The organism is Stenotrophomonas maltophilia (assembly GCF_013464485.1).
GTDB lineage: Bacteria > Pseudomonadota > Gammaproteobacteria > Xanthomonadales > Xanthomonadaceae > Stenotrophomonas > Stenotrophomonas maltophilia_AW.
In genome coordinates, this window is the sequence record NZ_RAUX01000033.1 from 68,316 (window position 1) to 89,059 (window position 20,744).

General features: G+C 66.8%; 20 protein-coding genes. 12 read left to right on the forward strand and 8 right to left on the reverse strand.

Translation table 11 applies throughout. The features are described 5' to 3' along the window. Window position 1: 1 nt before the first annotated feature. Both D7Y61_RS15415 and D7Y61_RS15420 read right to left on the reverse strand, forming a co-directional pair. A complete protein-coding gene (locus tag D7Y61_RS15415) occupies window positions 2-706 on the reverse strand; it encodes a helix-turn-helix domain-containing protein (RefSeq protein ID WP_180867468.1) in 705 nt (234 codons plus the stop codon). A gap of 449 nt (window positions 707-1,155) precedes the next feature. Further along, on the reverse strand, window positions 1,156-1,590 hold the full coding sequence (locus tag D7Y61_RS15420; protein ID WP_180867470.1) for a VOC family protein: 435 nt from the start codon (window positions 1,588-1,590) through the stop codon (window positions 1,156-1,158). A 337-nt stretch (window positions 1,591-1,927) separates the two neighbouring features. On the opposite strand from D7Y61_RS15420, the gene D7Y61_RS15425 reads away from it, so the two are divergent. Further along, window positions 1,928-4,723, forward strand: a complete 2,796-nt coding sequence (locus D7Y61_RS15425; protein ID WP_180867473.1) for a beta-glucosidase family protein — start codon at window positions 1,928-1,930, stop codon at window positions 4,721-4,723. Window positions 4,724-4,823: 100 nt separating this feature from the next. On the opposite strand, the gene D7Y61_RS15430 is transcribed toward D7Y61_RS15425, so the two are convergent. Then, window positions 4,824-5,720, reverse strand: a complete 897-nt coding sequence (locus tag D7Y61_RS15430) for a LysR family transcriptional regulator (RefSeq protein WP_180867475.1) — start codon at window positions 5,718-5,720, stop codon at window positions 4,824-4,826. 105 nt (window positions 5,721-5,825) lie between these two features. Here D7Y61_RS15430 and D7Y61_RS15435 point away from each other — a divergent pair, with 105 nt between their 5' ends. The 3 genes from D7Y61_RS15435 to D7Y61_RS15445 all read left to right on the forward strand — a co-directional run bounded on the left by D7Y61_RS15435 (window position 5,826) and on the right by D7Y61_RS15445 (window position 9,693). Then, window positions 5,826-7,187, forward strand: coding sequence for an MFS transporter (locus D7Y61_RS15435; RefSeq protein WP_180867477.1), 1,362 nt, complete (start codon window positions 5,826-5,828; stop codon window positions 7,185-7,187). Next, entirely contained in the window at window positions 7,184-7,570 is a 387-nt protein-coding gene (locus D7Y61_RS15440; protein WP_180867479.1) for a DUF4440 domain-containing protein, read from the forward strand. Before D7Y61_RS15435 ends, D7Y61_RS15440 begins: the two co-directional genes overlap by 4 nt. Before the next feature lie 212 nt (window positions 7,571-7,782). Continuing rightward, a complete protein-coding gene (locus tag D7Y61_RS15445) occupies window positions 7,783-9,693 on the forward strand; it encodes a CocE/NonD family hydrolase (protein WP_180867481.1) in 1,911 nt (636 codons plus the stop codon). 119 nt (window positions 9,694-9,812) lie between these two features. Here D7Y61_RS15445 and D7Y61_RS15450 read toward each other — a convergent pair whose 3' ends face one another. Beyond that, window positions 9,813-10,766 carry a helix-turn-helix transcriptional regulator gene (locus tag D7Y61_RS15450; protein WP_180867483.1) on the reverse strand — a complete coding sequence of 318 codons (954 nt, stop codon included), beginning with the start codon at window positions 10,764-10,766 and terminating at the stop codon, window positions 9,813-9,815. A 45-nt stretch (window positions 10,767-10,811) separates the two neighbouring features. Between D7Y61_RS15450 and D7Y61_RS15455 the strand changes: the two genes are divergently transcribed. The 8 genes from D7Y61_RS15455 (at window position 10,812) to D7Y61_RS15490 (ending at window position 19,083) form a co-directional block, all read left to right on the forward strand. Continuing rightward, on the forward strand, window positions 10,812-11,159 hold the full coding sequence (locus D7Y61_RS15455; RefSeq protein WP_180867485.1) for a hypothetical protein: 348 nt from the start codon (window positions 10,812-10,814) through the stop codon (window positions 11,157-11,159). A gap of 55 nt (window positions 11,160-11,214) precedes the next feature. Then, the gene (locus tag D7Y61_RS15460) at window positions 11,215-11,973 is read left to right on the forward strand and encodes an SDR family NAD(P)-dependent oxidoreductase (protein ID WP_180867487.1); all 759 of its coding nucleotides are present in this window, start codon (window positions 11,215-11,217) and stop codon (window positions 11,971-11,973) included. Window positions 11,974-12,099: 126 nt separating this feature from the next. Next, window positions 12,100-12,552 carry an MgtC/SapB family protein gene (locus D7Y61_RS15465; protein ID WP_005410036.1) on the forward strand — a complete coding sequence of 151 codons (453 nt, stop codon included), beginning with the start codon at window positions 12,100-12,102 and terminating at the stop codon, window positions 12,550-12,552. A gap of 224 nt (window positions 12,553-12,776) precedes the next feature. Continuing rightward, on the forward strand, window positions 12,777-14,435 hold the full coding sequence (lldP, locus tag D7Y61_RS15470; protein ID WP_180867490.1) for an L-lactate permease: 1,659 nt from the start codon (window positions 12,777-12,779) through the stop codon (window positions 14,433-14,435). Between the two features lie 53 nt (window positions 14,436-14,488). Continuing rightward, entirely contained in the window at window positions 14,489-15,253 is a 765-nt protein-coding gene (lldR, locus tag D7Y61_RS15475) for a transcriptional regulator LldR (RefSeq protein WP_012480578.1), read from the forward strand. 4 nt (window positions 15,254-15,257) lie between these two features. Next, window positions 15,258-16,397 carry an FMN-dependent L-lactate dehydrogenase LldD gene (lldD, locus tag D7Y61_RS15480; protein WP_180867502.1) on the forward strand — a complete coding sequence of 380 codons (1,140 nt, stop codon included), beginning with the start codon at window positions 15,258-15,260 and terminating at the stop codon, window positions 16,395-16,397. Further along, window positions 16,394-18,100 carry a D-lactate dehydrogenase gene (dld, locus tag D7Y61_RS15485; RefSeq protein ID WP_180867505.1) on the forward strand — a complete coding sequence of 569 codons (1,707 nt, stop codon included), beginning with the start codon at window positions 16,394-16,396 and terminating at the stop codon, window positions 18,098-18,100. Before lldD ends, dld begins: the two co-directional genes overlap by 4 nt. 113 nt (window positions 18,101-18,213) lie before the next feature. Further along, window positions 18,214-19,083 carry a hypothetical protein gene (locus tag D7Y61_RS15490; protein ID WP_180867508.1) on the forward strand — a complete coding sequence of 290 codons (870 nt, stop codon included), beginning with the start codon at window positions 18,214-18,216 and terminating at the stop codon, window positions 19,081-19,083. A gap of 99 nt (window positions 19,084-19,182) precedes the next feature. Here the strand turns inward: D7Y61_RS15490 and D7Y61_RS15495 are convergent, their stop codons facing one another. From D7Y61_RS15495 to D7Y61_RS15510, 4 genes are all read right to left on the reverse strand, one after another. Then, window positions 19,183-19,488 carry a hypothetical protein gene (locus tag D7Y61_RS15495; RefSeq protein ID WP_180867510.1) on the reverse strand — a complete coding sequence of 102 codons (306 nt, stop codon included), beginning with the start codon at window positions 19,486-19,488 and terminating at the stop codon, window positions 19,183-19,185. Between the two features lie 82 nt (window positions 19,489-19,570). Then, window positions 19,571-19,891: a hypothetical protein gene (locus D7Y61_RS15500; protein WP_180867513.1), complete on the reverse strand. Its 321-nt coding sequence runs from the start codon at window positions 19,889-19,891 to the stop codon at window positions 19,571-19,573. A gap of 15 nt (window positions 19,892-19,906) precedes the next feature. Next, a complete protein-coding gene (locus D7Y61_RS15505) occupies window positions 19,907-20,116 on the reverse strand; it encodes a hypothetical protein (protein WP_180867516.1) in 210 nt (69 codons plus the stop codon). Continuing rightward, the gene (locus D7Y61_RS15510; RefSeq protein ID WP_180867519.1) at window positions 20,113-20,673 is read right to left on the reverse strand and encodes a M949_RS01915 family surface polysaccharide biosynthesis protein; all 561 of its coding nucleotides are present in this window, start codon (window positions 20,671-20,673) and stop codon (window positions 20,113-20,115) included. The genes D7Y61_RS15505 and D7Y61_RS15510 overlap by 4 nt, the downstream gene beginning before the upstream one ends. Window positions 20,674-20,744 lie beyond the last annotated feature (71 nt).

The following is a 20,744-nucleotide window of genomic DNA, read 5'->3' on the forward strand; positions in this document are numbered from 1 at the left end:
GTCAGGCGGCGTGCAGCTGCAGGCCCTGCAGCTGTGCGGCACCGATGCCGAACATGCGGCGCAGGCTGCGCGAGAGATGGGCCAGGTCGGCGAAGCCGGCGGCATGTGCGCTGTCGGTCAGGCTGTGCCCCTGCAGGTGGTGCGCGAGCGCGGAACGCAAGCGCCGCCACAGCACCCAGCCGCGCAGGGTCACCGCCAGGTCGGACTGGAAGCGCCGGTGCAGCTGGCTGGTCGACAGATGCGCCGCCTCGGCGATGTCGGCGGCCGGCACCGGGCCGGGCAGGTGCTGGCTGATGCGGATCAGCGCGGCCTGCACGCGCCGGTCCAATGGCTGCGCGCGGCTCAATCGCGGCAGCCAGTCCTGCAGTTCCATTGCAGTACCGGGCAGCACGTGCAAGTGCTGCTGGATCTGTTCGAGGTCGGCATGCGCCGGCTCAAGAAACACCGTGCAGCCCGCCTCCGGCGCCGACAGGATCGCGTGCGGCTGGAACGAAGGCAGCCACAGCCGCTGGCCCTGCTGGTGCACGCCGTCGATCTCGACGTGCCAGGGCGTACCGTCGCTCAGCAGCAGTTGATGGGCGTAGTGCGCGTGCGCAGCGCTGTCACCGGCATGACCGTGCAGCACGGCGGCGTGCGCATCCAGCAGCAACGTGCCATTCCAGGGCAGGGCGGGGGAGGACATGGAGGGATTGTAGATCCACGCCATGCGTGGATGAATCTCAATCGAAATCGATTATTTCGAGAGTTGAACGAAGAGCAGCCGAGCATGGGCTCGGCTCTACAGCAGGCCGTGCGGGGAATTGTCGAMGGCGGGGTGGGTCCGGTTGCGGGGGCGTGAGCGCCATGGGCCCGAGGCATGCCTCGGGCGGGTTGGGCAGGACGCCCAACCCCGGTCTTGCCGTGTGCGCAGGACAGCGCACACGAGCAAGCGGCGACCGAGCTTACATGGGTGAGGGCGCTTTGCTTGCGAAGCACTGCTTCGCAAGCGCCCGAACGCCCAGCCGCCAGCGGCTGGGCCGGGCCCCGTAGGGGTACTTGCAGCGTCCCCCGCAGCCGGGCCCATCCCGCCATCCCACGGATAGCCGCCTTTGCTTTTGAGGTTGCCGGCCMGCGGCCGGCACTACCGCGGGTGCGGGGCGCCGCCCGGCCGCGCCGTCACCGCCCGTGTGGATCCGGCCGGTGATGCACGTACTCGACCACCGTGCCATCGGGATGCACCGCATTGAATGCCGCCCCGGTTGGCACCACCTGCAACGGGAAGATGATTTCAGCGCCAGCGGCCACCAGCTTGTCGTGATAGGGCCGAACATCGTCGACCAGCAGCGTGCCGGTGGTCGAGGTGAACGGCGCCAATGCCGCCGCGCTGCCTTCGATCAGCAGGAACGCGCCAACCATCGCCAGGCGCAGCCCGGCTTCGGGAAACGGGAATCCCGCATCGGCCACCACGCCCTGCAGCTGCTCGTAGAAGGCCACGCTGCGCTCCAGCTCGCCCGGTGCCACGAACACCCGGATCAACACGCGCGGCGCGCGCTGGCTGGACGTATCGCAGCGGTCGCGCCAGAGATGGTCGAAGTCGCGGTGTACGGTCATGGATTCGCTTCGTGGCCAGGGATCTGCATTATCGGCACGCTTTCGCGGCCCGCTGATGACCGCCGGTGATGGCCTGATAACCGGCGGCCAGGTTGCCCCTGTGACTTAGGTCCTGTTGACAGTGGTTAACGCCTTCGCACAATCTTCACAGGATTGGGTCGCCCTGCGCGGCCCGGGCAGGCAGGTTGTCACGCCGGGAGGAGGGTCCCAGGCGCAGACCGGCCCGCCCTTCGGCCTGCGGGACGTTGCCTGGCAACCCTTGCGCGGCATGTACGCTGCACCCTTCGGCGGCACTTTCCCTGGACCGATTGCCTTGGCAACGGAATTACGCCTGCCGATGAAAACGTTTACAAAGCCGCTTGCGCTGTCCCTGGCCCTGTCTGCCGTACTGGCCGCTCCAGCCTGGGCCGACCCCGCCGCGTTCACCGTACTGACCCTGGAACAGGCGCCCAACGCCGAGGCGATGCCGGCCCTGGCTGCGCAGCTGAAGAGCCTGAAGGTGGACGCGGTGAGCGTGCGCCAGGTGCAGCGTGGCATCGGCCAGGTGGATCCGCTGCAGGTGCTGGCCGATGGCCTGGGCTATGAGTACCGCTTCATTGCCGCGGGCAAGGACGACGGCCAGACCCAACGCGGCCAGGCCGTGCTGACCCGGTTGCCGATCGCCGCCGAATCCGGTCCGGACCAGCCGGGCCTGAACTACCTGCGGCTGGACGATGGGCGGCACACGGTGGCGGTCTACACCGATGCCGGTGCGGGTGCCTCCCGGTTGCCGTCGCTGGTCACGCGTTCACGGCTGGGTGCACCAGCAGTGCTGCTTGGCGCGGTGGCCGGCGAATCGGCCAAGGCTGCAGGTTTCGATCCGGCGCGTGTGGCGCTGGAAGCAGATGCCAGCTATTTCAGCGACGGCTTCCAGGCCGCCAGCAGTGCACCGTTCAAGGTGGAAGGCAGCACCCTGCGCGCCACGCTGCTGACCCTGGCCTATGCCGCCGGCAAGCACGGCGACACGCCGTGGATGGACACCACCCTCAACGCCGACGCGCGTGCTGCGCTGCTGCTGAAGGCGATGACCGAGGACGAGAAGTTCCAGATGCTGCACAGCTACTTCGGGCTGGGCAAGGATGGCGGGCCGCTGCCGGAAGGTGCGGTCGGTTCGGCTGGCTTCGTGCCGGGCGTGGCGCGCCTGGGCATTCCGTCGCAGCAGTCGGCCGATGCCGGCGTCGGCGTGACCAATCCGGGGGGCATCCGCCCGGGCGACTTCGCCACGGCGATGCCGTCGGGCCCGTCCACCGCATCGAGCTGGAATCCGCAGGTCGCCTTCGCGGGTGGCGCGACCATGGGCCGCGAGGCCTGGCAGCAGCGCTTCAACATCCTGCTGTCGGGCAGCGTCAACCTGCAGCGCGACCCGCGCAACGGCCGTAATTTCGAGTACGCCGGCGAAGACCCGCTGCTGGCCGGTTCGATGGTCGGCGCGCTGATCCAGGGCGTGCAGAGCCAGCATGTGATCTCCTCGATGAAGCACTTCGCGCTGAACGACATGGAGACCCGGCGCAACTTCCACGACGTGCGCATCGGCGAACAGGCCATGCACGAGTCCGACCTGCTGGCCTTCGAGATCGCGCTGGACGCCGGCCGCCCGGGCGTGGCGATGTGCTCGTACAACAAGATCAACGGTACCTACGGCTGCGAGAACGGCTACCTGATGAACCAGGTGCTGAAGCAGGAATGGAAGTTCCCCGGTTTCGTGATGTCCGACTGGGGCGGCGTGCACAGCGGTTCCAAGGCAGCGCTGGCCGGCCTGGACCAGCAGTCGGCCGGTGAAGTGTTCGACGCGGCGGTGTTCTTCGACGAGCCGTTGCGCCTGGCCGTGCATGGTGGCGTGGTGCCGCAGGCGCGCCTGAACGACATGGTCGCGCGCATCCTGCGTACGATGTTCCTGCACGGCAACTTCGACAACCCGCCGCAGCATCAGAAGGTGGATGCCGAGGCCGGCTTCGCCGTCGCCCAGCGCACGGTGGAAGAGGGCAGCGTGCTGCTGCGCAATGAAGGCAACCTGCTGCCGCTGGCCGACAGCGTGAAGCGCATCGTCATCATTGGCGGCCATGCCGACAAGGGCGTGATCGGCGGCGGCGGTTCGTCGATGGTGGGCGTGACCGCCAAGGGCACCAACGCGGTGCCGGGCGTGCTGCCGACCACCTGGCCGGGCCCGGTGATCTTCCACCCGTCCTCGCCGCTGGAATCGCTGCGTGCAGCGCGCCCGGACGCGACTATCGAGTATGTGGACGGCAGCAATGCCGCCGCGGCCGCCAAGGCTGCCGCGCAGGCGGATGTGGCCATCGTGTTCGCCACCCAGTGGGCGGCCGAATCGGTGGACCTGCCGGACATGCAGCTGCCGGACAACCAGGATGCGCTGATCTCTGCGGTGGCCAAGGCCAATCCGAAGACCGTGCTGGTGCTGGAAACCAACGGCCCGGTGCGCACGCCGTGGCTGGCGCAGGTGCCGGCGATGCTGCAGGCGTGGTACCCGGGCATCCGTGGTGGTGAAGGCATTGCCGCGCTGCTGACCGGCCAGGTCAACCCGTCCGGCCGCCTGCCGGTGACCTGGGTGGTGGATGAATCGCAGCTGCCGCGCCCGCACATCGACGGTCTCGGCTTCAAGCCGGCCAAGCCGTTCGGTGATGTGTTCGATTTCGATATCGAAGGCGCCAACGTCGGCTACAAGTGGATGGCGGCCAAGGGCCTGACCCCGACCTTCGCCTTCGGTCATGGCCTCTCCTACACCTCGTTCGCCTATGACAACCTGAAGGTGAGCGTGGAAGGTTCGCGTCTGGTCGCCAGCGTGGACATCCGCAACACCGGCAAGCGCGCCGGTGCCGACGTGGCCCAGCTGTACCTGAAGCTGCCGGCCGGCAGCACCACGCCGATCCGCTTGATCGGCTATGACAAGGTGAACCTGCAGCCGGGCGAACAGCGCCGTATCCGCATCGAAGCCGAGCCGAAGACCCTGGCCCACTACGATGCGCAGGCCCGCCAGTGGAAGATCGACGGTGGCACCTACCAGGTGCAGCTGTCGCGCAACGCGGCCGAACCGCTGCAGAGCGTGGACGTGCAGTTGGTGGAGCAGGTGCTGCGCTGATGCTTGAAGACACGGCCCGCACAGGGCCATGTCTGAAAAAGGGGACGGAGGGGATTAAGTCGTTTATGCACAAACGACTTAATCCCCTCCGTCCCCTTTTTCATTTGCCAAACCACCCGCGCAGGAAATCGATCAGCTGGCGCACCTTCGGTGAGGGCTGCGTGCTGTGCGGATACACCGCGTACACGCTCTGCTGCGGGAAGCGGTGCTGGCGAAGCACCGGTCGTAGGCGACCCAGGGCTAGGTCGTCCTCGATCAGCCAGCGTGGCAGCACGGTGACCCCGGCGCCGGCCACGGCGAACGCGCGCAGGCTGCTGGCGCCATCCACGCGTACCGCCGCGTTGCCCGGGTTGGTGGCGAACAAGGCGTCACTTCCATCCGGTGCGATCACGGGCACATCGGCTAGGCGCGGGTAGCCCAGACGGGGCAGGGAACCCAGCTGCACGGGGTCATCGGCAGCATCTGCAGAAGGCAGGCGTGCCAGCAGCGCGGGCGCAGCCACCGCGCACAACGGGTGGTGCTCCAGTTCACTGGCATGCAGGCCCGAGTCCGGCAGGCGGCCGAGGCGGATCGCCAGGTCGAAGCGTTCGGGAATCAGGTCCGCGGGTGCCGGAGAGGTTGAAAGGTGCAGCTGCAGGGCCGGGTGCCGCGCGCGGAACGCCTCCAGCGCAGGAATCAGGCGCAGGTGTGCGTACTCCGGCGTAGTTGTAAGGCGCAGCACGCCCTGCAGCTGGTGCTGGTCGCGGCGCGCGGCGTCGATGGCCGCCTGTGCAGCATCCAGCGCCTGCACGCAGTGCCGCAGGAACTGCTCGCCGGCTTCGGTCAGGGCCAGGTGGCGGGTACTGCGCAGCAGCAGGGTCACACCCAGCTCCTGCTCCAACCGCTTCAGGTTGAAGCTGACCACCGCGCGGCTGAGGCCGAGGCGATCGGCGGCAGCGGTCAGGCTGCCAGCCTCGACCACGGCGCGGAAGATGTCGAAGCGATCGAGGCTGACCATGGCAATCCATTGTCAAAGCAGGTTTGACAGTGTTGCAGCCGCCGTCGTGTTTTTCCAACAAGGCCCGCACGGCATGCTGCCCGCTTCCCCGCTGGAGCGCCGCCGATGCCGTCCCCCCGCCTGCGCCATGAGGTGATCTTCCTGCTGGTGTTTGCTCTGGACCTGGTCAACATGTTCATCGCCACGGTGGCCTATCCGGCACTGGCGGCGGAACTGCACGCAGACGTCAGTACCCTGGCCTGGGTAGGCACCGCCTACATGCTGGGCCTGAGCGTGGTGATTCCGCTGGCGCCGTGGCTGGCCGCGCGCTGTGGCGAGCGTCGCCTGATGCTGGTGGCGTTGCTGTGGTTCGCGGTTGCCGCTGTGCTGGCCGGCGCTGCGCCGGGTATCGGCTGGCTGCTGGGCTGGCGCCTGCTGCAGGGATTGGCCGGTGGCCTGCTGATTCCAGTGGCGCAGGCCGCGGCCTACCGCCAGTGCATGCCCGCCCAACGTGGCGCACTGACCCGGCGTATCCTGCTGGTGGCGCTGCTGGTGCCGGCCCTGGCGCCGGCACTGGGTGGCCTGCTGGTGCAGTGGCTGTCCTGGCGCGGTGTGCTCTGGGCCAGCCTGCCGTTGGCGGCGGTGGCGATCGGCCTGGTGCTGGCCTGGATGCCCGCCGATGGTGAGCGCAGTGCGCCGCACCTGCAGGCCTATGCGCTCTGCACGGCGATGATGGCGCTGGGCGCACTGCTGCTGGCACTCACGTGGTTGGGTGAGCCTGGCCATCGGGCCGCCGGTACGGTACTGCTGCTGATCGCATCGCTGCTGGCAGCGGCCCACCTGTGGCATGCTCGGCGGCAGGCGCACCCGTTGCTGCGCTGGTCGCTGTTGTCCCATCGCGGCCTGCGCCTGGCGATGCTGATCTATCTGGCCGTACCCGGTGTATTCATCGGCAGCCAGCTGGTCAGCACCCTGCAGCTGCACCAGGCCGGTTTCAGCGCGGCACGCATCGGCGCGCTGATGCTGCCATGGGCGCTGGCCTCGGCGATGGCGATCACGGCCAGCAAACACCTGCTGGCCCGCTTCGGCCCGGGCACGGTACTGCGCGTGGGCATGCTGCTTCAGGCCGGCGGCCTGCTGTTGATGGCGCTGCTGCCGCAGCCGGCTTTTACCTTGGCTGCATTGTTGTTCGCACTGATGGGCGCCGGCGGCAGCCTGTGCAGCAGCACCGCGCAGACGTTGGCCTTCGATGGTGTCGAGGGCGAGGCGCTGGGCGACGCCAGCGCGCTATGGAACCTCAATCGCCAGCTCAGCTTCTGCCTTGGCACTGCCGCCATCGCGCTGCTGCTGGCACTGGCCATGCAATGGCTTCCGGCCCACGCCACCCGCGTGGCGTTGGGGCTGGCTGCCGTGCTGACCCTGCTGCCGATGGCGCTGCTGCGCCGCCCGCAATCGATCTCTCTTTCCCAACCCGAGACAATGCAATGACGATGACCGCAGAGAACGAGTTCCATGATCTGATCGCCAAGCTGCAGGCCTGGTTCCGCGCAGAAGTGGCAACCAGCACGCAGGATGCGTTGATGGATCATTTCTGCACCGACTTCAGCATGGTGGGCATTGCCGGGCAGCGCCTGGACCGCGAGGCCCTGGCCGGCATGTTTGCCAGTGGCCATGGTGCCAGGCCGGGCCTGCGTATCGAGATCGAGGCCCTGCAGTTCATCCAGGTACCGCCTCCGCTGGCGATGCTGCGCTACCGTGAGGGGCAGGCCGTTGCTGAGGGTGTGATGGCCTGGCGTGAGGCACTTGCTGTGCTGCGGCAGGAAGATGGCCGTTGGCGCTGGCTGGCCTTGCACGAAGTGCCGGTAGCCTGATCGGTAGTGCCGACCGCTGGCCGGCAACGCCGTATAGCCCAGGAGACGGGTGAAGTTGCCGGCCAGCGGCCGGCACTATCCGATGCAGCGGCACCGGCTTGCACATGTGCCATCAGTCCTGCCTGCATCCACCGCAGAATGCAAAGCCTGCACACACCTCATGGCTCAAGGCAGGAGTAGGCTTGAGCCTTTCCTGTCGGGAGGGGTTGTCCATGCGTGTGCGCGCCGTTGCTGTAGCTATCGCTCTTTGCCTGTCCAGCAGCGTGCTGGCCGCCGATACACCGCCGATGACCCCGGATATCAGCGGCAAACCCTTCGTTGCACCGGATGTCGGCCGCGACTACGACAAGCGCGTGGTGATGGTGCCGATGCGCGACGGCACCAAGCTGTACACGGTGATCGTGGTTCCCAAGGGCGCCCGCAATGCGCCGATCCTGCTGACCCGCACCCCCTACGATGCCGCCGGCCGTGCCAACCGCAGTGATTCGCCGCGCATGCGTGACCTGCTGCCGCAGGGCGACGAGGTGTTCGTCGACAGCGGCTACATCCGAGTGTTCCAGGACATCCGTGGCAAGTACGGTTCCGAGGGCGATTACGTGATGACCCGGCCCTTGCGCGGGCCGTTGAACAACACCAGGGTCGACCATTCCACCGACGCCTGGGACACCATCGACTGGCTGGTGAAGAACGTGCCGGAGAGCAACGGCAAGGTCGGCATGCTGGGCTCGTCCTATGAAGGCTTCACCGTGGTGATGGCGCTGACCGATCCGCATCCGGCGCTGAAGGTGGCCGCGCCGCAGAGCCCGATGGTCGATGGCTGGATGGGCGACGACTGGCTCAACTACGGCGCGTTCCGCCAGGTCAATTTCAACTACTTCGCGATGCAGACCGAGAAGCGCGGCAAGGGCACACCGCTGCCCAGTCTCGGCTACGACGACTACAGCACCTTCCTGCGCATCGGGTCGGCCGGCGACTACGCGCGATTCACCGGCGTGGACCAGCTGACCTGGTGGAAGAAACTGGTGGAGCACCCGGCCTATGACGGCTTCTGGCAGGGCCAGGCGCTGGACGCGGTGATGGCGAAGACGCCATTGAAGGTGCCGACCATGTGGCTGCAGGGTCTGTGGGACCAGGAGGACATGTGGGGTGCCAACCACGCCTACCAGGCGATGGAAGGGCGCGATAGCGGCAACAACCACAACTACCTGGTGATGGGCCCGTGGCGGCACAGCCAGGTGAACTACAGTGGTGCCGAATTGGGCGCGCTGAAATTCGACGGCGACACCGCGCTGCAGTTCCGCCGCGATGTGCTCAAGCCGTTCTTCGACCAGTATCTGGTGGACGGCGCGCCGAAGGCGGACACACCGCCGGTGCTGATCTACAACACCGGCGAGAACCACTGGGATCGCCTGAAGGGTTGGCCGCGCAGCTGCGACAAGGGCTGTGCTGCCAGCAGCAGGCCGCTGTACCTCCGTGCTGGCGGCAAGCTGGCGTTCCAGGCGCCAGCGGCGGGCGAGGGCGACTTCGAGGAATACGTGTCCGACCCGGCCAAGCCGGTGCCGTTCGTGCCGCGCCCGGTGCGCTTCGGTGACCGTGACATGTGGACCACCTGGCTGGTCAAGGACCAGCGCTTCGTCGATGGCCGCCCCGACGTGCTGACCTTCATCACCGAACCGCTGACCGCGCCGTTGCGCATCGGCGGTGCGCCGGTGGTGCATCTGCAGGCCTCGACCAGTGGCACCGACAGCGACTGGGTGGTGAAGCTGATCGATGTGTATCCGGAGCAGGAAGCCTCGACGCCGGAGATGGGTGGCTACGAGCTGCCGGTGTCGCTGGCGATCTTCCGCGGCCGCTATCGCGAGAGCTTCAGTGATCCGAAGCCGCTGGCGGCGAACCAGGTGCTGCCGTACCGCTTCGACCTGCCCAACGCCAATCACACCTTCCAGAAGGGCCACCGCGTGATGGTGCAGGTGCAGTCCAGCCTGTTCCCGCTGTACGACCGCAATCCGCAGACCTACGTGCCGAACATTTACCTGGCCAAGCCGGGCGATTACCAGAAAGCCACGCAGCGGGTGTGGCACAGCGCTGCGCAGGCCAGCTACATCGATCTGCCGGTGTATTGAAGCGCCCAGGGTGACGCTGGGCCATGCCCGGCGGCGGTGGTAGTGCCGGCCGCTGGCCGGCATCCGCGATGGCGTAAGAGCGTGTCGACCAAGGTCGACACCTACCAGGGCACCAGCCTTCAGCCCACCTTTGAAGGGCCGGTGCGCCAGCGGCTGGGCACAAGGCCGAAGCGCTTGCGGAACGCTGCGGCGAAATTGCTGGGGTGGCGGTAGCCACTGGCGGCAGCGGCCTGTTCGACCGTCCAGCCGTCCTCGCGCAGGCCCTGTTCGGCGTGGCGCATGCGCTGCTCGTGCAGGTAGTCGAATACCGAGCTGCCGTACTGCTGGGCGAAATGGCGCCGCAGCGAGCTCGGGCTCATGCAGGCCAACTGGGCCAGCTCGACCAGACTGTGGGCATGGCTCGGGTCATCATGCAGGTAGGCACGTACGCGCTCCAGCCGCTCGCGCTGGCCCGCACGCAGCGTCCGAACGTGGTCGGTCTGCAGATCCTCGGCCTGCAGGCCTACGGCCAGGAGCTGCAGGGCCACGCCCTCACGCCACAGTGCGTCGATGCCATCCTGCCAGGGACTCTCGAACAACTGGCCCAGCACCGGCAGCAGGGTATGCGGAATCGCCCAGTGACGGCATTCCAGGTGCGCATTGAGCGCGGTCTCCAGCTGCGGCAGCTGGAACAGGTCCGGGTCGATCTGGCCCGGGACCATTACGCTGACGCCACGCATGCGCGTTTCGCCGGGATGCGCGCCCGTCATCTCAACCTGCTCGCGGTGGTGCGCGGTCATCGCGGTGCCGGCGCGCAGAGTGAAACCACCGCGCCGCGGAACGCGGACATCGACCTGCCCCTGCAGCATTACTCGGATGGCCAGCCCGGGGCTCTGCTGGGCGGTCGCGACGTAAGGAAAACGATTGTGGACATCAGACGCGATCAGGCTCATGCCGCCACGCAGGAACTGTTCATTGACTTCGCCGTGGCCGGCCCACTGGTCGTCACGCAGGTGTTCCGGGTCGGCGCGGTAATCAAAGCCGTGGCGCTGGCCGAAGCGGCGGTAATCGGCAAAAGTGAAGTATCGGGACATTGCTCGGCACGTGCGCAGGAGGTGGACGCTGGCAGTACCTCAGCCATGCGCTCTGCATCGCAGATGCTGCAGTTCCGGTCGTGGCCTGTTCAGACCCGCTGCGATGCGGTAGCGGCGGCACGCTGGATGGCTGGGGAAATGCCAGATTGGAATGAGTGTGTCGAAGAATCTGTAAACGTTTCCCATTGTCGCCTTGATTCACCCGCATTTGATTTCGAGATGGTCAAAACGATTGATCATTACGGCCAAGTTGAAATAGCCGTGGAACATACGGCGGCGTTTTGCGTGCATATCCGTACGCAATTCCATACATCAACCGGCGTTGAGGTTTTATGGGTGGAACGATTGTTCATGGACACGCTGTCTGCCGCACCATCACGTGCGAACGCGTAGCGTGAAGGGTTGGTGGCGACAGGCCGCATCGATACCCCACAGATGGAGAGCGCAGATGATCGATTACCAGCTCACTGGCAAGACCGCGATCGTGACCGGCGGCGTATCCGGCATCGGCCTTGCCGTGGCGCAGACCCTGGCGGCTTCCGGTGCACGCGTTTCGGTCTGGGACCTGAAGCAGGACGCAGTGGACAAGACGGTGGCGCAGTTGCAGGGCAGCGGCGTCCAGGCGATCGGGATCGCGCTGGATGTCACCGACGAGGCGGCCGTCGATGCGGCGGTGCAACGTACGGTGAAGGAGCTGGGCGGCGTGCATGTCGCGGTCAACAACGCGGGCATCAGCGGACCGGCGGCCAGCAGTGGTGACTATCCGATTGACGGCTGGCAGCGCGTGATCGACGTCAATCTGACCAGTGTGTTCCTATGCCAGCGCGCGCAGATCCAGGCGATGCGTGCGGCGGGCACGGGTGGCAGCATCATCAACATGGCCTCGATCCTGGGCCAGGTGGGGTATGCCGGGTCCACGGCCTATGTGGCGGCCAAGCACGGCGTGGTCGGGCTGACCCAGACCGCAGCCTGGGAGCATGCGGGCGACGGCATCCGTGTCAATGCGGTCGGCCCGGGCTTCATCAGCACGCCGCTGCTGGAGAAGATGGACCCGAAAGTACGTGCCACGCTGGAAGGCCGCCACGCCTTGAAGCGGCTGGGCACGGCCGAGGAAGTAGCGGCACTGGTGGCCTGGCTGGCCAGCGACGACGCCTCATTCGCGACCGGCGCGTACTACGCCATCGATGGTGGCTACCTGGCGCAATGAGCAGATGCGGTCGGTAGATCCATGCCATGCGTAGATGAGGGCGTGCGGTGAAGAAGGCGTGCCATCGCCTTCACCCCCGTCCCACGATCGCCGCGCGACGCTTCGGAAAATTCCCGGAGCCTGCCCATGGAACTCACCCAGGATGTCTCGATCCTGCTGCGCGTAGCTGCAGCAATGCTGTTCGGTGGCGTGCTTGGCGTCGAACGCGAAATGGGCAAGCACGCAGCCGGCCTGCGTACGCACATGCTGATTGCCGGAGCGGCGGCGTTGATCGTCGGCTTGGGCGATTCGGTGGCTGAGCATTTCCAGCAGGAGCGCTACCGCGATCTGTTGCAGGTCGACCCGGTACGTCTGATCGAGGCCGTTGTGGCCTGCGTTGGCTTTGTTGCCGCCGGCACCATTCTGCGCGGCTCGCGCGAGGACCAGGTCAGCGGGTTGACCACGGCCAGCTCGCTGATCATGGCCGCAGCGATCGGCATCGCCGTGGGCATCGGCAAGTACGTGATTGCGATTGGCGTCAGCGTGCTGTGCGTGCTGGTGCTGGCGGTGATGCGGCGGCTGGAGAAGCGGATTTCGTAGGAAGTCTCGAGTAACCGGCCGGCGGCCGGCACTACCATGGTGACTTTAATGGTCGGACCAATGTGACGTCTAGCCCTATGGTCTAATAGGCTCTCCGCCGGAGTTGCGGTTGAATCCGCTGCACGTGGGCTGATCGGAATCATTATTGGTAAGACCAATAATCGACAGCCACGGCGATCCACCGCCTGCGGTGGGGCACCTTCCGCATCCAGTCGAGAGTCTTCATGCAGCCCTGGCAACACCTGTACGACCCCGCCGGCAACCTGTGGTTGTCCAGCCTGATCGCGCTGCTGCCGATCGCGTTCTTCTTCGTTGCCCTGGCCGTGCTGCGCATGAAGGGCTGGCTGGCCGGCACGATCACCGTGGCCATAGCGCTCGGCGTGGCGCTGCTGTTCTACCGCATGCCGCTGACCCAGGCGCTGGGGGCGGCCGGCTTCGGCTTCGTCTATGGGCTGTGGCCGATCGCCTGGATCATCATCGGCGCGGTGTTCCTGTACAAGGTCTCGGTCAAGACCGGGCAGTTCGACATCATCCGCGCCTCGATCCTGTCGGTCACCGAAGATCAGCGCCTGCAGATGCTGATGGTCGGCTTCGCCTTCGGTGCCTTCCTGGAAGGTGCGGCCGGTTTCGGCGCACCGGTTGCGATCACCGCAGCACTGCTGGTTGGGCTGGGCTTCAAGCCGCTGTACGCGGCCGGACTGTGCCTGATCGTCAACACCGCGCCGGTGGCGTTCGGTGCGATGGGCATTCCGATCATCGTGGCCGGGCAGGTCACCGGCCTGGATGCGTTCGAGATCGGCCAGATGGCCGGTCGCCAGCTGCCCTTCCTCACCATCATCGTGCTGTTCTGGATCATGGCGATCATGGACGGTTGGCGCGGCATCAAGGAAACCTGGCCGGCGGTGCTGGTGGCGGGTGGCTCGTTCGCCATCGCGCAGTACCTCACCTCCAACTTCATCGGCCCGGAACTGCCCGACATCACCGCCTCGCTGGCGTCGCTGGTGTGCCTGACCCTGTTCCTGCGCCACTGGAAGCCGGTGCGGATCTTCCGCTTCGACACCGAAACCAGTGCCGAGGCTGCCGCACAGGCATTGGAAGCGCCGCGCTACAGCGTCGGACAGATCGCCAAGGCGTGGTCGCCGTTCCTGATCCTCACTGCAATGGTCACCCTGTGGAGCATCAAGCCGTTCAAGTCGCTGTTTGCGGCGGGCGGCCCGCTGGAAAGCTGGGTGCTGAAGATCCCGGTGCCGGGGCTGGACCAGATGGTGCAGAAGATGCCGCCGATCGTGGATGCGCCGCTCAGCTATGAAGCGATCTACAAGTTCGACTGGTTCTCGGCCACCGGCACTTCGATCATCCTGGCTGCGGTGATCGCCATCATCGCCCTGCGCATGCCGGCCCGTTCGGCGCTGCAGACCTTCGGCGAGACCGTGCGTGAGCTGCGCACGCCGATCTATTCGATCGGCATGGTGCTGGCGTTCGCCTTCATTGCCAACTACTCGGGCCTGTCGGCCACGTTGGCCCTGGCGCTGGCACATACCGGCGATGCGTTCCCGTTCTTCTCGCCCTTCCTGGGCTGGCTTGGCGTATTCCTGACCGGTTCGGACACCTCGTCCAACGCGCTGTTCTCGGCGCTGCAGGCCACCACCGCGCAGCAGATCGGCGTGTCGGACGTGCTGCTGGTGGCGGCCAATACAACCGGCGGGGTGACCGGCAAGATGATCTCGCCGCAGTCGATCGCCATTGCCTGCGCAGCGGTTGGCCTGGCCGGCAAGGAGTCGGACCTGTTCCGTTTCACGGTCAAGCACAGCCTGATCTTCACCACGATGGTCGGCCTGATCACCCTGGCCCAGGCCTACTGGCTGACCTGGATGATTCCCTGAGCCATGCCAGGCCGACTGACCCTTCGTTGCGTGCTTCGGGCCACAATGGCGGCATGAGCACGCAACGCATTTCGGACAAGGTGGCCGCGCAGCTGCGCGGCCTGGTGCAGGAACAACGGCTGCAGCCGGGCGACCGGCTGCCGGCCGAGCGCACGCTGGCGGTGCAGCTGGGGGTCTCGCGCACGGCGCTGCGCGAGGCCATCGCGCAACTGGCCAGCCAGGGCCTATTGACCGCACGCGTGGGTGGCGGCACCTACGTGGCCGAACCGGCGGCACGGGCGCGGCAGGCGCTGGATGAGCCGCTGGCGCCCTACCTGCCGCTGTTCCAGGGCGACCCGGAATACCGCTTCGACGTGCTGGAAATCCGCCACGCGCTGGAGGGCGCCACCGCCTGGCACGCGGCGCTGCGTGCTACCGATGAGGATCGCACGCGCATCGCGCAGGCGTTCCAGACCATGATGGACGCGCACGGCAAGGACGACCCCACCGGCGAAGCGGAGGCCGACGCGGCCTTCCACCTGTCCATTGCCGAGGCCTCGCACAATCTGGTGCTGCTGCAGGTGATGCGAGGCTTGTTCGAACTGCTGCAGACCAACATCTCGCAGAGCCGCGAGAAGCTCTATACCTCGGCGAGGACCTTCTCGCCGCTGTCCGACCAGCACCGCGAGATGATGGATGCGGTGCTGGCCGGTGACCCGGAACGCGCGCGCGCCGCCGCGCATGCCCACCTCGAGTTCGTGCACACCACGCTGCGCACCCTCGATGACAACGAGGCCCGGCGTGCGCGGGCCTCGCGTCTACCTTCCCCACACGGTTGACCCCATGATCATCTCCGCCTCCACCGATTACCGTGCCGCAGCGCAACGCCGGCTGCCGCCGTTCCTGTTCCACTACATCGATGGCGGCGCGTATGCCGAGCACACGCTGAAGCGCAACGTTTCCGACCTGTCCGACATCGCGCTGCGCCAGCGCATCCTGCGCAACATGTCCGACCTGAGCCTGGAAACCGAGCTGTTCGGTGAAAAGCTGGCGATGCCGGTGGCGCTGGCGCCGGTCGGCCTGACCGGCATGTACGCGCGTCGCGGTGAAGTACAGGCGGCGCGTGCGGCCGACGGCCGCGGCATTCCGTTCACCTTGTCCACCGTCTCGGTGTGCCCGATCGAGGAAGTGGCACCGGCCATCCAGCGGCCGATGTGGTTCCAGCTGTACGTGCTGCGCGACCGTGGTTTCATGCGCAATGCACTGGAGCGGGCGCAGGCCGCCGGTGTGACCACCCTGGTGTTCACCGTGGACATGCCGGTGCCGGGCGCGCGCTACCGTGATGCGCACTCCGGCATGAGCGGCCCGAACGCCTCGCTGCGCCGCATCGGCCAGGCCATCACCCATCCCCACTGGGCGTGGGATGTGGGCCTGTTCGGGCGCCCGCATGACCTGGGCAACATCTCCACCTATCGTGGCAACCCGACCGGGCTGGAGGACTACATCGGCTGGCTGGGCAGCAACTTCGATCCGTCCATTTCATGGAAGGACCTGGAATGGATCCGTGAGTTCTGGAAAGGCCCGATGGTGATCAAGGGCATCCTCGACCCGGACGACGCCCGCGATGCGGTGAAGTTCGGCGCCGATGGCATCGTGGTGTCCAACCATGGTGGCCGCCAGCTGGACGGCGTGCTGTCCACTGCCCGCGCATTGCCGGCGATTGCCGATGCGGTGCAGGGCGATCTGAAGATCCTGGCCGATTCGGGTATCCGCACCGGGCTGGACGTGGTGCGCATGCTGGCGCTGGGCGCCGACACCGTGCTGCTGGGCCGTGCCTTCGTCTATGCGCTGGCCGCGCAGGGCGAGGCGGGCGTGGCCAACCTGCTGGACCTGATCGCCAAGGAAATGCGCGTGGCGATGACGCTGACCGGCGCACGCCGCATCGCTGACATCGGCCGCGATTCGCTGGTCAGCCTGCCATGAGTGGCCACGATGCCGTGCTGGCGGAGTTGCGCGATGCGGTCGGCAGCCGCCATGTACTGACCGGCGACAAGGCCACCCGCCGTTTCCGCCGTGGCTACCGTTTCGGCGACGGCCCGGTGCTGGCGGTGGTGCGCCCGGGTACGCTGCTGGAGCTGTGGCGTGTTCTGCAGGCGGCGGTGCAGGGCGGGGCAGCGATCATCCTGCAGGCGGCCAACACCGGCCTGACCGGTGGCTCGACCCCGGATGGCAACGACTATGGGCGTCCGATCGTGCTGGTCAGCACGCTGCGCCTGACCGGCATCCAGCTGTTGAACGAGGGCCGCCAGGTGCTGTGCCTTCCCGGTGCAACGCTGGACCGCCTGGAGCAGACGCTGGCACCACTGGGCCGCGAACCGCATTCGGTGATCGGCTCGTCCTGCATCGGTGCGTCGGTACTCGGTGGCATCTGCAACAACTCCGGCGGCGCGCTGGTGCGCCGTGGCCCGGCCTACACCGAGCTGGCACTGTATGCGCAGGTCGATGCGCAGGGCCAGCTGCAGCTGGTCAACCATCTGGGCATCGCGCTGGGTGATACGCCTGAGCAGATCCTGCAGCGCCTGCAGGCGGGTGACTACCGTGCTGCCGACGTTGGGGACGGCGATGGCCGCGCCGCCTCCGATCCACGCTACGCCGAGGAAGTGCGCCGGGTCGATGCTGATACGCCGGCACGCTTCAATGCCGACCCCAGCCGTCACTTCGAGGCAGCGGGATCTGCCGGCAAGCTGGCAGTGTTCGCGGTGCGCCTGGACACCTTCGAAAAGGAGGCCGCCGAGGTCTTCTACATCGGCAGCAACCACACCGACAGCCTGACCGCGATCCGGCGCCAACTGCTGACCGGCTTCGAACGCCTGCCGATTGCCGGCGAGTATATCCACCGCGATGCCTATGACATCGGCGAACGCTACGGCAAGGACAGCTTCCTGTTGATCGACCGCCTTGGCACCGCCCGCGTGCCGGCCGCCTTCGCACTGAAGAGCCGCGTTGATGGCTGGTTCGAGCGGCTGGGCCTGCGCGGCGTGACCGACCGGGTGATGCAGGTGCTGACCGGCCTGCTGCCCTCGCACCTGCCCAAGCGCATGGGCGAGTTCCGCCAGCGCTACGAGCATCATCTGCTGCTGAAGGTCTCCGCGCAGGACGCAGCGGACACCGAGGCGTGGCTGCGCGGCTTCTTTGCCGACCATGAGGGCGGCTACTTCCACTGCACGGCCGATGAGGGTCGCAAGGCCTTCCTGCATCGCTTCGCCGTGGCCGGCGCCGCGGTGCGCTACCGCGAGGTACACCGCGACCAGGTGCAGGACATCGTGGCGCTGGACATCGCCCTGCGCCGCGATGATGCCGACTGGTTCGAGCAGTTGCCGGCCGATATCGATGGCCGCCTGCTGCACAAGCTGTATTACGGGCACTTCCTGTGCCACGTGTTCCACCAGGACTACATCGCGCGCAAGGGCGAAGACCCGATGGCGATCGAGCACGCAATGTGGGCCTTGCTGGACCAGCGTGGCGCCGAGTATCCGGCCGAGCACAACGTCGGCCACCTGTATCCGGCCAAGCCGGCGCTGGCCGGGTTCTACCGGCAGCTGGATCCGAGCAACACCTTCAATCCCGGCATCGGCCAGACATCGAAGGCCAAGGGTTGGGGGGGCTGCGACTGCGTTGGACATTGAGCTTTGCGGAAGAGCCATGCTCGGCTGCTGTCTGACGAATGGCACGGCAGAGCAGGCTCGACTCCATGCGGGCAGCGGTTACCATCGGGGTTCCACATGGAGGAGTCTCGCCGATGCCCATCACTGTTGCGCGCAGCCTGTTGTGTACCGCATGGCTGGCCACGCCGTTTCTGGCGCTGGCGCAGACCTCGATCCTGCCACAGCAGCGTGACGCGGCCGGCAATGTGCTGGAGCCGCTGGGTCAGGTGCTCGATGCAACCGGTGTGCGCAACTGCACCGCCGATGGCGCATGGTGCGTACGCGTGCAGCCGGTGGCCAACGATGGTGACCGGCCCACGACGCTGGAAGTGCTGGAACGGGTGCCGGGCGAGGACACGCCGCACAGCTATCGCGTCAGCATCGACGCGCCGTCGGAGACCGAACTGTCGCTATGGCCGTGGATCGTGCGGCTCGCGCCGGGCGTGGGCGCGGATGCGCCCGTGCAGGATCCGCATCAGCGCGCACGGCAGAACGTGCTGGTGGGTGGCATCGTCAAATTCAGCACCATGTACTCCGGCGGTGGCGCCGATGCGTCCACCCTGCAGCTGGCGCGTGTGCGCCACCTGGAGGACGACATCCAGGTTGATGATGACGTGCTGACCGTGCCGTGGCTGGGCAACGCGATGATCCGCGCCTGCTTCAGCGAGCAGGACATCAAGCTGCGCGCCGGTGCCTGCCACGATGAGTATGGGTTCTCGGCGAAGCTGGGGCTGGAGACGGCGGCCGAGGGGATGCCGGTACTGCGTTACCAGACCGTGGCCACGCGGTTTCCGGCCGGTGTCTCGCGCTTCGAGGATTCGCTGGCCAAAGGGCCGCTGAAGAAGAAGGACCTGCGCACCGAGCAGGACCCAGCGTGCAGCTACACGCGGCTGTTTCGTTTCAGTGATGGGGTGTTCCACCCCGACCAGGCGCTGCCGGATTGCGCGGGGTATACCGAACCCTGAACCCTGTAGAGCCGAGCCTACGCTCGGCTGGCTTTCCGTGTGGCCTGGCCGGAGAGCAGCCGAGCGTAGGCTCGGCTCTACAGAAACCTGTGGCGGTGCTTATTCGCAGCGGGTTGCGGTGATGATGTTGTCCTTGTCCACGTACACGCGCAGGCGGTCCTGGCGGATGTCCTTGGTGGTGATGGTGCTGGGGCCGATCGGGTTGACCAGGCCGGCACCGCTTTCGCTGGACAGTCGGCGGATGTTGGGTTCATTGGCTGGCTGGCCGATCGCCCAGCCCAGCTGGCTGGCATTACAGCGGCCCGTGCCCTTCACCTCCGGGCCTGGCGTGCTGACACAGGCGGCCAACAACAGGGGCGAGGCGAGGGCGGCCAGGGCAAGGCGGGTGGGACGGTATCGGTTCATGGTTGCAACTCCTGAGGGCATGATGGCGCCACGATAGCATCGCGCCCGTGGCGACGGCATGCGCTGGATCAAGCCGTGTCGTTCAGCGTGTGCAGGCATTGTCGGGATCGAAGTGTTCCGGACCGCGGTAGCGGGCGGCAGCCCGCTCGAAGTGCAGTGCAATCGTTTCCCGGCCGCCCGGACAGTCACGCGATGCCTCCAGCGCCGGCCACGCCGGATGCGGTGCCGGAGGTGCGGCCAGCGTGGTGAACCGTCCCTCCAGCAGGCGCGCATAGGTTCCGTCCGGGCACTGCGCCAGCACCAGTTTATGGGTGACGTCGATGTCACCGTAGCTGCTGCCGAAGTGGGTGAGGATCGCGTCGGCGCGACCATCGTTGTTGAGGTCGGGCGTAGCGTCGAGCATGGTCTGCCCGCTGCCTTACGCGCAGCCGTCGCCGACGCCAGGTGCGCAGGCGCTTACATGCCTGCCGTCCGCGAACCGCAACTCGATACGTTCCTCGATGTCGGCCGCGCAGGCGCGTTGCAGTGGACTGGGCGGCGGCGTGCGCGCGATGGCAGCGTTTGCGGCAGCCGAAAGCACCAGCAGGAGCACGGGCGGATGCAGGCGCTGGCACCATGGCGCGGTCATGGTGAACTCCCGCGCTTGATCGCTTCCCATACGCTGTCGATGTGCGCACGCAACGGCGCCGCAGCTGATGCCAGCGCAGGATCGTTCTGACGCTCGCCGCCGAAAGGTTCATCGCCTTCCACGTGTACCAGCGATTCGCCACGTACTTCGTAGTACTGCTCGCCCTGGCGAAGCCCGATGCGCAGCTGCTGCGGGTCAATGCCGCCGCCACAGACGCTGTGGCTGGCCAGCGTCAACTCGGCTCGGCCGTCGTTGTCCAGGTCGGTGGCTGTCACCTGATCCAGGAAATAGCCGGCCTCCAGATCCAGGCCTTCGCATTGAACCGGATCTTCGACGCTCCAGCGCGAAACCCAAGGACTCGCCTCATCGGTGCGCCGGAACAGCTCTGCACGCAGCGTGATCTGATCCAGCGGTCCTGCGTCGCCCTGCGCCGGCAATGCCTGTGCGCTGCGCGAAAGCAGCAGCAGGCCCGGGCCGTCTACGTCCTTGAAAGCCAGTTGCTTCAGCAGTGTGCCAGGGTAGAGCTCTTTCAGTTCCGCTTCGGGCAGCGATGGCATGGTCATGAATGCCGATGGCACGTGATGCGAACCACAGCCGGCCGCAGTCAGTATGAGTACGAACAGCAGCG